General features: G+C 64.0%; 7 protein-coding genes. 2 read left to right on the top strand and 5 right to left on the bottom strand.

The genetic code is table 11. From position 1 onward, the window contains the following. Nucleotides 1–5: 5 nt before the first annotated feature. The 4 genes from AACH87_RS08090 to AACH87_RS08075 all read right to left on the bottom strand — a co-directional run bounded on the left by AACH87_RS08090 (nucleotide 6) and on the right by AACH87_RS08075 (nucleotide 4,614). Entirely contained in the window at nucleotides 6–926 is a 921-nt protein-coding gene (locus AACH87_RS08090) for an ABC transporter permease (protein ID WP_338798270.1), read from the bottom strand. Further along, entirely contained in the window at nucleotides 926–1,996 is a 1,071-nt protein-coding gene (locus AACH87_RS08085; RefSeq protein ID WP_338798269.1) for an ABC transporter permease, read from the bottom strand. The genes AACH87_RS08090 and AACH87_RS08085 overlap by 1 nt, the downstream gene beginning before the upstream one ends. Then, nucleotides 1,989–3,590, bottom strand: a complete 1,602-nt coding sequence (locus tag AACH87_RS08080; RefSeq protein WP_338798268.1) for an ABC transporter ATP-binding protein — start codon at nucleotides 3,588–3,590, stop codon at nucleotides 1,989–1,991. The genes AACH87_RS08085 and AACH87_RS08080 overlap by 8 nt, the downstream gene beginning before the upstream one ends. 91 nt (nucleotides 3,591–3,681) lie before the next feature. Continuing rightward, a complete protein-coding gene (locus AACH87_RS08075; protein ID WP_338798267.1) occupies nucleotides 3,682–4,614 on the bottom strand; it encodes a LysR family transcriptional regulator in 933 nt (310 codons plus the stop codon). Nucleotides 4,615–4,713: 99 nt separating this feature from the next. Between AACH87_RS08075 and xdhA the strand changes: the two genes are divergently transcribed. Together xdhA and xdhB are read left to right on the top strand one after the other, a co-directional pair. Further along, nucleotides 4,714–6,246 carry a xanthine dehydrogenase small subunit gene (gene xdhA, locus AACH87_RS08070; protein ID WP_338798266.1) on the top strand — a complete coding sequence of 511 codons (1,533 nt, stop codon included), beginning with the start codon at nucleotides 4,714–4,716 and terminating at the stop codon, nucleotides 6,244–6,246. Beyond that, nucleotides 6,243–8,675 (top strand): xanthine dehydrogenase molybdopterin binding subunit, encoded by a 2,433-nt coding sequence (gene xdhB, locus AACH87_RS08065; RefSeq protein WP_338798265.1) that lies wholly within the window; start codon nucleotides 6,243–6,245, stop codon nucleotides 8,673–8,675. The genes xdhA and xdhB overlap by 4 nt, the downstream gene beginning before the upstream one ends. A gap of 19 nt (nucleotides 8,676–8,694) precedes the next feature. Here xdhB and AACH87_RS08060 read toward each other — a convergent pair whose 3' ends face one another. Further along, a complete protein-coding gene (locus tag AACH87_RS08060) occupies nucleotides 8,695–13,320 on the bottom strand; it encodes a GLUG motif-containing protein (RefSeq protein WP_338798264.1) in 4,626 nt (1,541 codons plus the stop codon). Nucleotides 13,321–13,430: the final 110 nt, after the last annotated feature.

Here is a 13,430-nt window from a genome sequence, read left to right as displayed (position 1 = left end):
AACCATTATGAGCCGGGGTAAAACGGCTTACCCAGGGATGCGGGCATGTTCACGCGAATCCAGGCGGGATTGCGCGAGATCAAGGCCAGCACCACGATGGTGGCCAGGTAGGGCAACATGCTGAGCAACTGGCTGGCCACCTGCACGCCTGTGGCCTGCAAATGGAACTGCAGCATGGTCACCCCACCGAACAGATAAGCACCAAGCAACACCCGTGCCGGGCGCCAGGTGGCAAAGGTGGTGAGTGCCAGCGCAATCCAGCCACGGCCTGCAACCATGCCCTCCACCCACAGGGGCGTGTACACCGTGGAAATGTAGGCACCTGCCAGACCACACAGCGCCCCGCCCGCCACCACAGCCGCCAGCCGAATGCGGCGCACGGGGTAGCCCAGGGCATGGGCTGACTCTGGCGACTCCCCTACCGAGCGCAACACCAGCCCGGCGCGCGAACGGTACAGAAACCACACCAGGGCCACCACCAGCAGCATCGTGAGGTAGACCAGCGGATGCTGCTGAAACAGCGCCGTGCCCAGCAACGGGATATCGCCCAGCACCGGAATGGAATATTTGGGCGATTCAGGCAGTTTGGCCTGCACATAGCTGATGCCCGCAAACGCCGAAAAGCCCACGCCAAACAGCGACAGCGCCAGCCCGGTGGCGTACTGGTTGGTGTTGAGCCAGATCACCAGCACGCCGAAAACGGCCGCCAGCGCAGCCCCTGCGGCCATGCCCGCAGCAAAACCCAGCCATGTGTTGCCGGTGTGCACCACCGTGGCAAAACCTGCAATGGCCGCGCACAGCATGATGCCCTCGGCCCCAAGGTTGACGATGCCCGCCTTTTCATTGATGAGCAGCCCCAGGGCGGCAATCGCCAGCACGGTGCCCGCGCTGAGGGTGGAGCCGATGAGAAGTGCGTACGATTCCATCATTGGCCTCCCTTCGAAGCCGCCCAGCGGATGCGGTAGGCAATCAAGGTGTCGCACGCCAGCAGCGTGAACAGCAGCAGCCCCTGGAACACTCCGGTCAGGGACTTGGGCAAGCCCAGGCGCGACTGCGCCAGCTCGCCGCCGATATAGAACATGCTCATGAGAATGGCCGAGAGAATCATGCCCACGGGATGCAAGCGCCCCACAAAGGCCACGATGATGGCCGCGAAGCCGTAGCCCGCAGGCACATAGGGGGTGAGCTGGCCGATGGGGCCCGCCACTTCCAGCGCGCCAGCAAGACCTGCAGCACCGCCAGAGATCAACAGCGCAGTCCACAGCGCACGGCGCGATGAAAAGCCCGCGTAACGCGCCGCCGCGGGTGCCAGGCCACCCACCTGCTGGGCAAACCCGGCGCGGGTGCGGAACAGGAACACCCACAGCGCTCCCGCCCCGGCCAGCGCCAGCAGCAGGCCGATGGACACGCGTGAGCCCTGCATCAGCCGGGGAATCTGGGTGACCTTCTCAAACATCTTGGTCTGCGGAAAGTTGTAGCCCATGGGGTCCTTCCATGGCCCGTAAACCAGATAACCCAGCACCAGCGTGGCCACGTAGACCAGCATCAGGCTGACCAGGATTTCGTTGGCGTTGAACTTGTCGCGCAGCAGCGCCGTAAGCCCCGCCCATACCATGCCGCCCAGCACGCCAGCGAGCAGGATGGCAGGCACGATCCACGGACCGGTGGTCTTGTCGGCCAGCAGCGCCATGCCGCCCGCCGCCACGGCACCGATGACGAACTGGCCCTCGGCACCGATGTTCCACACGTTGGAGCGGAAGCACACCGCCAGCCCCAGCGCAATCAGCAGCAGCGGCGTAGCCTTGACCATGAGTTCGCCAATGGCGTACTGCGATTTGATGGGTTCCCAGAAAAACACCTGCAGCCCGCGCACCGGGTCTTTGCCCAGCGCGACGAAGAGCGCAATGCCGATCAGCACCGTGACCGCAAGGGCCAGCACGGGTGAGCCATACGTCCACAGCCGCGAGGCCTGGGGACGTGGTTCCAGCTTAAGCATGCTGCACCTCCCCCGCTGTGGTCGCAATCTGCTGCTCGGCCTGGGCCAGACAGGCCTGCACATCGGCATGCCACAACCCGCTCATCCATTCGCCAATGCGCTCCACCGTGGCCTCGGCACGCGGCACCGAGGGCGACAGATGGCCTTTGGCCACCACATGCAGCCGGTCACAGATCTCAAACAATTCGTCCAGCTCCTCACTCACCACCAGCACAGCGCAACCGGCGTCGCGCAGTGCCAGGATGGATGCGCGGATTTGCGCAGCAGCGCCCACGTCCACACCCCAGGTGGGTTGCGAGACGATGAGCAGCTTGGGGTTCGCGTCAATTTCACGCCCCACAATGAATTTCTGCAGGTTGCCGCCCGACAGCGACTTGGCAGGCGCGTTGGGGCCACCGGCCTTGACGTTGAAGCGGTCAATCAGCGCCTGCGCATGCTTTTGCAGGGCACCCACCTTGATCCAGCCACTGCCGCTGACCGAGTTGGTCCGCGTGAGCAGCAGGTTGTGCGCCAGCCCCATGGTGGGCACGGCGCCGCGGCCCAGGCGCTCTTCAGGCACAAAGTGCAGCCCCAACGCCCGGCGCTGGGTGGGGCCCATGCGGCCCGCGTTGTGCCCTGACACCTGAATGCTGGCCGCCTCGGCGCGCTGGTCTTCGCCAGACAGGGCATAGAGCAGTTCCTTTTGCCCGTTGCCGGACACGCCCGCAATGCCAACCACCTCGCCCGCCTTGACCTCGAACTCGATATCCATCAGGTCCACACCGAACTGGTCGGCGCGCGGCAGGGAGAGGCTCTGCACCCGCAGCACCGTAGCCCCCGTCTGCACCTCGCGGTGCTGCAAGGCGGGTGGCTCGGCCCCGATCATCAAGCGCGACAGGGACGCATTGCTTTCCTCAGCCGGGTTGCAGACCCCTGTGACTTTGCCGCCGCGCAGCACCGTGCAGGCTGTGCACAGGGCGCGAATTTCATGCAGCTTGTGGCTGATGTAGAGAATGCTGCAGCCCTCGGACGCCAGCTTGCGCAGCACCACAAAGAGCTTTTCCACCGCCTGGGGCGTCAGCACCGAAGTGGGCTCGTCCAGGATCAACAGCTTGGGATTGGTGAGCAGGGCGCGGATGATTTCCACACGCTGCATCTCCCCCACGCTCAGGGTGTGCACCGGGCGCAGCGGGTCAATGTCCAGGCCGTACTCGGTGGCCTTGGCGGTGATGCGGCTGGTCACCTCGGCCAGCGTCAGGCTCTTGTCCAGGCCCAGCCACACGTTCTCGGCCACCGTGAGGGTGTCGAACAGGCTGAAATGCTGGAACACCATGGCAATGCCCAGGGCACGCGCTTCCTGCGGGTTGCGCACCTGCACGGCCTGGCCGTTGAAATGGACCGTGCCTTCGTCCGGTTTGACGGAGCCGTAGATGATTTTCATCAGCGTGGACTTGCCCGCGCCGTTTTCGCCCAGCACGGCGTGGATTTCGCCAGGCTGCACTGTCAGCGAAACGCCGCTATTGGCCACCACGGCCGGATAGCGCTTGGTGATGCCCGCCAGCTGCAAACGCGGCGGCGCCGCACCAGGCGCAGAGAAATGGGGGGGAGAACTCATGCGGGGATTGTCTCTCAGAATTACAACTTGTTATCTCTGGGCCAGTAACTGCCAAATCATGCCTTGCGGCTTATTCAGCATGCGCAGGCAGCTATTCTTTTCGTAGCGAAGCAGCCACCGACTTGACACTGTCGCGCAGCCACATGGCTGCAGCCGAGTGGTGCGTCCGCGCATGCCACAGCTGGTAATACAACAGCCGGGGAAACGCCACCGGGCTGGGCAATATGGCCACTGGCAGCTGCGCGGTGAAGCGCTCGCAGAACTGGCGCCCGGTCGTCAGCACCAGCAGGCTGGAGGCCACGATGTGCGGAATCGCGCTGAAATGGGCGCACCGTGCGGTGATATTGCGCGAAAGGCCCAGGCTGTCCAGGTGGGCATCGATCACGCCTCGCGCCCCAGGGTGTGTGGGCGTGGGGGCAATGTGCTCTGCCGCCAGCCAGTCGGTCTCGGTCCAGCCCCGGCGCACCGCAGGATGGTCCTTGTTCACCAGGCACACCACCTCGTCACCAAACAGACGGCCCATGTGCAGGTCTTCAGGCGGCTGGGGCCAGTTGCCAATCACCACATCCACATCGCCCTGGGCCAGATGGGCGTGGTAGTGCGCGTCGGCCGACAGGGGCAGAATTTCAATCGGGCACAGGGGGGCCTGCGCCTTGATACGGGCCACCAGCTGGGGCAGAAAAAGCGGATCCAGATAGTCGCTGGCCGCCACGCGAAAGGTGCGGGTGGCCGTGCGCGGGTCAAAACCCCGCGCGTCAGAAAACAGTGCCTCGGCCGAGCGCAGGATCAGTGCCGCGGGCTCCACCATGCGCAGGGCAGCATCGGTGGGCATCATGCTGGCCCCTGATCGCACCAGCAGCGGGTCGCCTGCCAGATCACGCAGCCGCTTGAGCGCAGCCGACACTGCCGGCTGGTGCATGCCCAGCCGCACGGCTGCCCGGGATACGCTGCGTTCAGTGAGCACGGTGTGCAAGACCCTTATGAGATGGAGGTCTATCTTGTCGAAAAGGGCTTGGTCTCTCATAGCAGTGGGGGCATGGCTGTCATAAGCTTGCACGTATGCCGATGGCGGCCCCGCGTTCTACCCTCAGATGAACACATAGACATTGAAGCGGTATCTTTCATGACGACCCGACCCTTGCAATTCTTGCGCCGAGGCCAGCCCGTGGCGCTGGGCAATGTACCACCCGACCGCACTTTGCTGGAGGTGCTGCGCGAAGACCTGGGCTGCACCGGCACCAAGGAAGGCTGCGGTGAAGGCGACTGCGGTGCCTGCACCGTGGTGCTGGGCGAGGCAGACGGCCACGGCAAGGTCCGCTTCAGCGCAGTCAACAGCTGCATTCGCCTGGCGCACTCGGTAGACGGCATGGCGCTATGGACGGCGGAAGACCTGACCGAAGACCCGCTGATCCAGCCGGTGGCCGCTTCAGCCGCATCGGCAGGCTCGACCACACCCCCCACCACCCATGACAGCACGCTGCATCCGGTGCAGGAAGCTCTGGTGCAATGCCACGGCTCCCAGTGCGGCTTCTGCACCCCTGGGTTTGTGATGAGCCTGTTTGGCATGTACCAGAACCGCGTGTGCCAGGGCCAAGCCATCACACGCGCGCAGGCCCAGCAAGACCTTTCCGGAAACCTGTGCCGCTGCACCGGCTACCGCCCCATTCTGGACGCAGCGCAGCAGATGGCATCGCTCCCCCGCGTTGCGGTGAAAGAGGACGAACTGCTACAAAAATTAGAGCTGCTTGCGCAATCCAGACAAGCGCAAGAGCCTCATTTCACCTATATCGCCCCCACCAGCCAGGCAGAACTGCTGGCCGCCCGCGCCGCCCACCCGCAGGCGCAGGTGGTGGCTGGTGCCACCGATGTGGGCCTGTGGATCACCAAGCAGCACCGCCAGTTTGCCCAGGTGCTGGACGTCACCCGCGCCGCCGAGCTGCGCCGCATCGAAGACACCCCCGAGCACATCGCCATCGGCGCAGCCGTGTCGCTGACCGACGCCTTTGCCCGGCTGGTGGCGGAATGGCCCAGTCTGGCGGAATTTGCCCACCGCTTTGCCGGTCTGCCGGTGCGCAATTCAGGCACCTTGGGCGGCAACGTGGCCAACGGCTCCCCCATTGGTGACTCCATGCCGCTGCTGATTGCGCTGGGCGCCCAGGTGGTGCTGGCCAGCCACGCCCGGGGCGAACGCCAGCTTCCGCTGGAAGACCTCTACACCGGCTACCGGCAGAACGTGATGGCCCCGGACGAACTGCTGGTGCGCATCGTGGTGCCCCGCGCCACACCGCACCAGACCCTCAAGGCCTACAAAATCTCCAAGCGGTTTGACGACGACATCTCTGCCGTGTGCCTGGTGGTGAAACTGAAAGTGGAAGACGGCCAGGTGCGCGAAGCGCGCATCGGTGCAGGCGGGGTGGCCGCCACCCCGGTGCGCGCCCGCCAGACTGAGGCCGCCTTGCAAGGCCGCCCCTGGGGCGAGGCCTCCGTGCAGCGGGCCGCCCAGGTGCTGCAAGCCGAGTTCAACCCCATCTCTGATATGCGGGCCAGCAGTGCCTATCGCCGCACCGTGCTGGCCAACCTGCTGCAGCGCCTGTGGCTGGAGAGCCAGGGCCATCCCCAAGCCAGCCTGCAACAACTCACCCAGGAGGCCGTATGAGCCCCCAGCCCCTTCACACCCTCTCGCCCAGCCGCGATGCCGTGGACGCCCCTGCGGCCGTGCAGGCCGACGCCCACGCCAACGCAACGGCCCCCACCGCCTCTCGGGCCGACAGCTCCTCCATTGCCCGCGCGGCCATGGGCCAATCGCACTTCCACGAAAGCGCCCGCGCCCAGGTGGCGGGGGCTGCGCACTACATTGACGACCTGCCCGAGGTGAAGGGCACGCTGTATGCCGCGCCCATTCTCTCTACCGTGGCGCACGGCACGCTGAATGGCGTGGACGCCAGCGCGGCTTTGGGCCTGCCCGGCGTGCGCGGCGTGGTGCTGGCGCAGGACGTGCCTGGCAACAAGCTGCTGGCCGCCTTTGCCCATGACGAACCTGTGTTTGCGCATGGCACCGTGCACCACATCGGCCAGGTGGTGGGCCTGGTGGTGGCGGAATCCGTCATGCAGGCGCGGCGCGCAGCGCGGTCGGTCAAGCTCGACATCACCCCCCTGCCCGCTATCCTGACCGTGCAGCAGGCTCTGCAGGCGCAAAGCTACGTGCTGCCGCCCGTGTTTGTGCGCCGGGGCGATGCTGCTGCGGGCCTGGCCAGTGCGGCTCACCGCTTGAGCGGTGCGTTTGAAGTGGGTGGGCAAGAGCACTTTTATCTGGAAGGCCAGATTGCCTATGCGCTGCCGCTGGAACAAAAGCAGTGGTGGATCTACTCCAGCAGCCAGCACCCCGGCGAGGTTCAGCACTGGGTAGCGCACGCGCTGGGCATCGACAACCATGCGGTCAAGGTGGAATGCCGCCGCCTGGGCGGTGGCTTTGGCGGCAAAGAGACGCAGGCGGGCCACCTGGCCGTGTGGGCCGCTGTGGCCGCGAACAAGCTGGGCCGCCCCGTCAAGCTGCGGCTGGACCGGGACGACGACTTCATGGTCACCGGCAAGCGCCACCCGTTTGCCTACCAGTACGACGTAGGCTTTGACGACCGTGGCCGCATCACAGGCCTCAAGCTGCAGATGGCCGCCAACTGCGGCTTCAGCGCCGACCTGTCGGGCCCCGTGGCCGACCGCGCGGTGTTCCACGCCGACAACGCGTACTTTCTGAGCGACGTGGAGATTGCCTCGTACCGCTGCAAGACAAACACCCAGAGCCATACGGCCTTCCGCGGTTTTGGCGGGCCCCAGGGTGTGATCGTCATCGAAGCCATCATGGGCGACATTGCCCGCGCGCTGGGCCGTGACGCACAGGACGTGCGCATGGCCAACCTGTACGGGCGCAACGCCAGCGAAGGCCGCAATGTCACCCACTACCAGATGACGGTGGAAGACAACATCCTGCACGAGCTGCTGCCGCGCCTGGAACACACCAGCCGCTACCGCGAGCGGCAAGCCGAGATTGCCGCGTGGAATGCGCAAAGCCCCGTGCTCAAACGCGGGGTGGCCATCACGCCTGTCAAGTTCGGCATCAGCTTCACGGCCACCCTGTTCAACCAGGCCGGGGCGCTGGTGCATGTTTACACCGACGGCAGTGTGCAGGTGAACCACGGCGGCACCGAAATGGGCCAGGGCCTGCACACCAAGGTGGCGCAGATCGTGGCCGACGAGCTGGGCGTGCCCCTTTCCCGCGTGCTGGTGACCGCCAGCGACACCAGCAAGGTGCCCAACGCCAGCGCCACGGCTGCCAGCAGCGGCACAGACCTCAACGGCCGCGCCGCGCAATACGCCGCACGCAATGTGCGCGACAACCTGGCATCGTTCGTGTGCGGGCTCGATGGCTGCGGTGCCGGGGCCATCCGCTTTGCGGGGGGGCAGGTCATCTCGCCCAAGGCGGTGCGCAGCTTTGAGGCGGTGGTCAAAGAGGCCTACGCCAACCGCATCCAGCTGTGGAGCGACGGCTTCTACCGCACCCCCAAAATCCATTACGACAAGACCACGCTCACCGGCCGGCCCTTTTACTACTTCAGCTACGGCGCAGCGTGCACCGAAGTGGCGATCGACACACTGACGGGCGAGAGCCGCGTGCTGAAGGTGGACATCCTCCACGACGTGGGGCACAGCATCAACCCGGCCATTGACGTGGGGCAGATCGAAGGCGGCTTTGTGCAGGGCATGGGCTGGCTGACGACGGAACAACTGGTGTGGAACGACAAAGGCCTGCTCACTACCCATGCGCCCAGCACCTACAAGATCCCGGCCACCAGCGACATCCCCCAGCACTTCAACGTCAACCTGTGGCACGAAGCCAACCGGGAAGACAACGTGGGTGGCAGCAAGGCCGTGGGCGAGCCGCCCTTCATGCTGGCCATCAGCGTGTATGAGGCGCTGCGCAACGCCATTGCAGCAGGGCGTAAAAGCACGCCCGCGCACACGGCTGTCTTGCTGAACGCTCCGGCTACCGCTGAGAATGTGCTGACTGCGTTGCAAGGCATGCCGACGTAACCCCTCGGTCAGAACCTCACTAGAGGGAGCGACGCGCCTGCCATGCGACGAGTGACAACATTACCGACAGCAGAATCAAAACCAGAGGGCCTGTTGCGGGAATAGACTGGGTGCTGCCGGGAGAGGCAGGCAGCAAGGCAGGTCCTCCCGCGTCCACGATGCGAGCGTTGTTCGCATCGAGATCGTCATCGCCCTCTCCTCCATTTTTTATGCGCAAAGTTACCACATTGCCAGCCACGGTTGCTTGGGCATAAGCGTACCAATGCGGCGCAGTATTTGAAGCTGTAGGTCCATATTTCAAATACCGTGCGTTGGCAGGCAGGTTGGGATAAGTGATGCGAATCGTGGCGGTGGCATGGGGTGCACAGCCATCAAGCACAAAATCGAAGAGGTCACCCACCACGGAAGCGCCCGCAGGCAGAGGATCAGCGATAGCGGAGCGGACCAAGAATTGCGCTTGGGTGAACTGGCAGGTGTTTCCCATGTCGTCTGTGACACTAACCTGTGCGGTTCCCCCGCTTGGAAGCGGCAGGCCACTTGTATCGCTTGCGCCGATGGTCAGGGTTCCGGACACGAACGAAATGTCATATCCCCTTTGCTGGGAATAAAGACCCGTTACCCGCACGCTCTGGGTACCTACAAGCGCGCTGTCAGACACGGTGACCGGCGTTCCCAGCAGGCGGGCGTCTGGGTTAGCAGGGGTATAGGTCACGACAACGTTTGCGGACGTGGTGCCGTCAAACGCTCGACTTCCATTACCCGCAGTGGCGGTCAAACTCGCGGTGAATAGGTTACGTAACAACGGCGCCGTATACCCCGAATAGATCCGCCAGATGGCGGAAGTACCACCTGCATCGTCGATATTCCAGCTGGCCGCGCTGAAGGTAGGCAACGACTTCATTTGAATGCTGCTCAAGCCAGAAATACCGCTTCCACTACCGGTGCCCACGCCTACTACCAGGCTGCTTGTAGTGGTGTTCCAGAAGCTGCCCGAAACACTACCGCTGTTGGAGCCCACCAAACCACCAGCACTGCCGGCACTGGCCGTACCAGTGGCATAAACACGCGCAACGCTTCCCTGGTTGAGCCCCACCAGACCGCCTGCCGTAGTGCTCCCCTGAACGCTCCCGGTGGCGTAGCTGTTGCTGAGACTGCCTGTGTTAAACCCTACAAGCCCCCCTGAGTGGACTCCGCCAGTGACGGCGCCCGTTGCCACAGACTGGCTCACGCTGCTGTCGTTGGCACCCACAAGACCACCGACGTGCAACGTACCGCTGACGCTGCCACTGGTGTAGCTCGCACTCACGCTCCCCAGGTTGTAGCCCACCAAGCCACCAACGTTATCGGTCCCGCTGACAGTCGAATCGCTGGCAATACGTTCAATCACCCCGTTAGCTGCGTTATAGCCCACCAGTGCACCCGTGTAAGTGCCTCCTGCTACGCTGCTCCCCACCAAATTAATGTGGCCAACATAGCCTGCGTTGAATCCAAAAAGCCCGGCGTAGGTGGTACCAGCACGGTTAATGGTCAATCCACTGATACGAAAACCTTGACCGTCGAGCCCACCGGTAAAAGGGGTTGCAGAAGTTCCAATGGGTGAAAAGCCGGTCCCATTGTTCCAGGACGCGGTACCTGAAGCATCTATGTCATTGGCGAGGATAAAGCGGCTACCCGCCAAACTGCTGGACTCCAGACTTCGCAAGCCATAGATGTCAGCGATACGAAAAGGCGAGGCTGCGCTGCCATCGCCTGCCAAGGCTCGAACGAACGTGGCGCCGGGACTGAGACGGAAGTCAGTGATAGTGAACGTGGGAAGACTACTGGAGACTTGGTTCCAAATGCCGGCCTCCAGACTCAACACACCAAGGCTCACACTACCGTTACTGATTGCCGTACCGGCGGCAGAAACCGTGAGAGTTCCGCTGGGCGCGTTCACGCCACCACCCAGGATGATGTTGCCGCCATTGCTCGTGCTCAGACGCAATGTGGCGCTATCGCTCCACGCCAACTGATCGGCCAGGTCAAGATTGCCGCCCGCCAGCAGTTGACGATTGCCGCTGATGGTGAACTGTCCACCACTATCCAGAGCCAAAAGACCTCCGGAGCCCAAATCGGCATCCAGGCTGTAGCTGGCCGCACTGGCGTTTAGGTAAAGGCTGAAGCCGGTATCAGTCAGACCAGCGAAGTCTGAACTTGCGAGAAAGCTGAGGTCAGTATCGGAATAGCTGCCCCGGGCGGCCAAGTAGCGACTGCGGGTTGCCGTGAGACTGCCCTGCCCAGTTACCAAACGCATGGCCGAGGCGTAAATGTCCAGGCCCTGGATACCAAGGTAGCCGACTCGGTCACTGAACGCGGCGCCCTTGCTGGAGCCGCCGTCCAGGTAGGTGAGGGTGCCATTGCTGTCGAATCGGCTGGATTCGCCAAGGACATAGTAATAGCCGTTCGCCCCGGTGGAGACGCTGCCGATCAGTTGCCCCCCCGACACGGCACTGACGGTGGTACCAGCCAGTGCCGTGCTGCCGACGTCGCTGAACACCCGGCCGCTCACAGCGTGAGGTGTGGTGCTGTAGCGCCATTGCAGATACGGATAGAGATTGGTACCGATGCCCCAGACCGATGAGGCGAAACCGGCGGGCAGGCTGCCCTGCAGCTGCGCGGTGGTGCGGCCAGTGATGCCAGCAGCCAACCCACCGGCTGCTCCCTGTGTTTGGCCGCTGGTCTGGATGTTCCAATAGCTGGAAGTGATAGCGCTGCCCGGTGCGTTGTTGTAACCGGCGAATCCGCCGAGTTGACTGCTGCCTGCGATATAGCCAGTGGAATAGCTGTTGCTGATGGTGCCGTTGATGAAATTGACGCCCACGAAACCGCCAATATTGCTGGCCGAGCCCTGACCGATTACCGCGCCGTTGGCGTAGGAGTCGGTGATGCTGCCTTCGTTATGGCCGACGAAACCGCCGATGGGGCCCGCCGCCGCCCTCACCGTGCCAGTGGCGTAGGACTGGCTGATGGAACCGCCATTGCCGCTGTAGCCGTTGGCTCCGACCAGCCCACCGACATAGCCGATGCCGTTGTTCGGGTTGGTGCCGGTCACATTGCCGGTGGCATAGGCGCGCGTGATGCTGCCGCCGTTGAAATTGATGCCGACCAGGCCGCCGACCTGGTAGCCGGCGCCGGTGACGTTGCCACTGGCGGAGGCATCGGCGATGGCGCCGCCGTCGTTGGTGCCCACCAGCCCACCGGTATTGGCCTCGCCAGTGCTGGTGCCGCTGACGGTGGTGCTGGCTGATGCGCTGCCAAGGGTCCCGCCCGTCATGTAGCCGACCAGCGCACCGACACCGTCGCTGCCAGTGACACTGCCGCCCACCAGCTTGACGTTGACCAGGGTCGCACCGGAGGTATAGCCAAACAGACCGACGTAGTTCGTGCTCGCTCGGTTGATGGTCAGGCCGTTGAGGCCGAAGCCCTGTCCATTGAAGCTGCCGGTGAAGCTGCCGGTGTCGCTGCCCAGGGGCTTGAAGCCCGATGCACCCCAGACATCGGCGTAGTAACCGTTGCCGCCTGCAGCAAGCGCGGCGCCGAGGTCGAGGGAGGTGCCGAGCCGGTAGTTGCCGGCCAGGTTCATGCCGATCAGTTGCAAGGCATGGGGGGTGTACACCGCGGTGGAGTACTCGCTGCGCAGCATCGGCCGGGTATCACCCTCGAACATCACCCAGGTGTTGGTGAAGTCGAAGCCGTTGTAGGTGGACTGGTTGCGGGCATTGGCCGAAGTGATGGCGGTGCCACCGCTGGCGCTGCTGGCCTGCCCGGTGCTGTTCACATCCCAATAGCTGTTAGCGAAGGTGATGGTGGACAGGAAGGTGCCGCCGATCAGGCCGCCTGTGGCGGTGTAGCCCTGGACCCGGCCGCTGGCATAGGTGTTGGTCAGCGTGGCTGAGTCGAAGACATTGCCCACCAGCCCGCCTGCAAAGGCGCTGCTGTTGCTGATGGTGCCGGTCACCGCGCCCGTGGCATAGGCGTCTGTCAGGGTGCCGTTCTGCACCGTGCCAGCCAGGCCGCCGACGTTGCTCAGCCCCGTCACGGTGGCGGTCGAGGAAGAGCCCTGCAGCGTGCCATTGGTGATCTGGCCGACCAGCCCGCCGACGTTGGAGCCGTTGCCCAGCACCGAGCCGGTGACGTGGATGCCCGACAAGTTGCCGCTGAGCGAGCCACTGACGGCACCGACGGTGATGTTGCCGGTGATGGCAGCGTTGGACAGGGTCAGGTCGCGTACCTGCCCGCTAACGGCTTGGAACAGGCCCACGTTGTTTTCGGTGCCACGGGTAATGGTCAGGCTATCTACTGCGTGGCCGAGACCGGTGAAGGCGCCGCTGAAGCCCTGCAGCGGTGCAAAGCCCTGGCCGCCGTTCCAGGAGCGCGTGGCGCTGGCGTCCAGGTCAGTGGCGAGGGCGAAATTGCCACTCGCGCTAACGGCTTGCAGACCCGAGATATCGCGGATGAGCGTATATCCCACGCCCCCGATGTTGAGGCTGGAGTTGCTCCCGGAGAGCGTGATGCTGCCGTCCTTTGCCAGAGAGTATCCAGAGCCGAAGGTCATCACAAGCCCTGCAGAAGATCCACTAGCAACCATCGGCCCGTTGATTTCCACTCGACCTCCTGCAGCCAAAGTGAGCACTGTGTCAGCAGTCCAGCTCAACGGAGCATCAACCTTGATGAGATCAGAGCCTGTGGAAGTGATGGTGACTGAACCACTTGCGA

Origin of the sequence: Acidovorax sp. DW039, assembly GCF_037101375.1 — a bacterium.
GTDB lineage: Bacteria > Pseudomonadota > Gammaproteobacteria > Burkholderiales > Burkholderiaceae_C > Acidovorax.
Note: the sequence above shows the minus strand (reverse complement) of the source record. Positions and strands in the feature narration are given on the sequence as shown.

What these genes read in the sequence shown, in the direction of transcription:
- AACH87_RS08090 (WP_338798270.1), bottom strand. Translation starts at nt 926, where the DNA reads ATGGAATCGTACGCACTTCTCATCGGCTCCACCCTCAGCGCGGGCACC.
- AACH87_RS08085 (WP_338798269.1), bottom strand. Translation starts at nt 1,996, where the DNA reads ATGCTTAAGCTGGAACCACGTCCCCAGGCCTCGCGGCTGTGGACGTAT.
- xdhB (WP_338798265.1), top strand. Translation starts at nt 6,243, where the DNA reads ATGAGCCCCCAGCCCCTTCACACCCTCTCGCCCAGCCGCGATGCCGTG.
- AACH87_RS08075 (WP_338798267.1), bottom strand. Translation starts at nt 4,614, where the DNA reads ATGAGAGACCAAGCCCTTTTCGACAAGATAGACCTCCATCTCATAAGG.
- AACH87_RS08080 (WP_338798268.1), bottom strand. Translation starts at nt 3,590, where the DNA reads ATGAGTTCTCCCCCCCATTTCTCTGCGCCTGGTGCGGCGCCGCCGCGT.
- xdhA (WP_338798266.1), top strand. Translation starts at nt 4,714, where the DNA reads ATGACGACCCGACCCTTGCAATTCTTGCGCCGAGGCCAGCCCGTGGCG.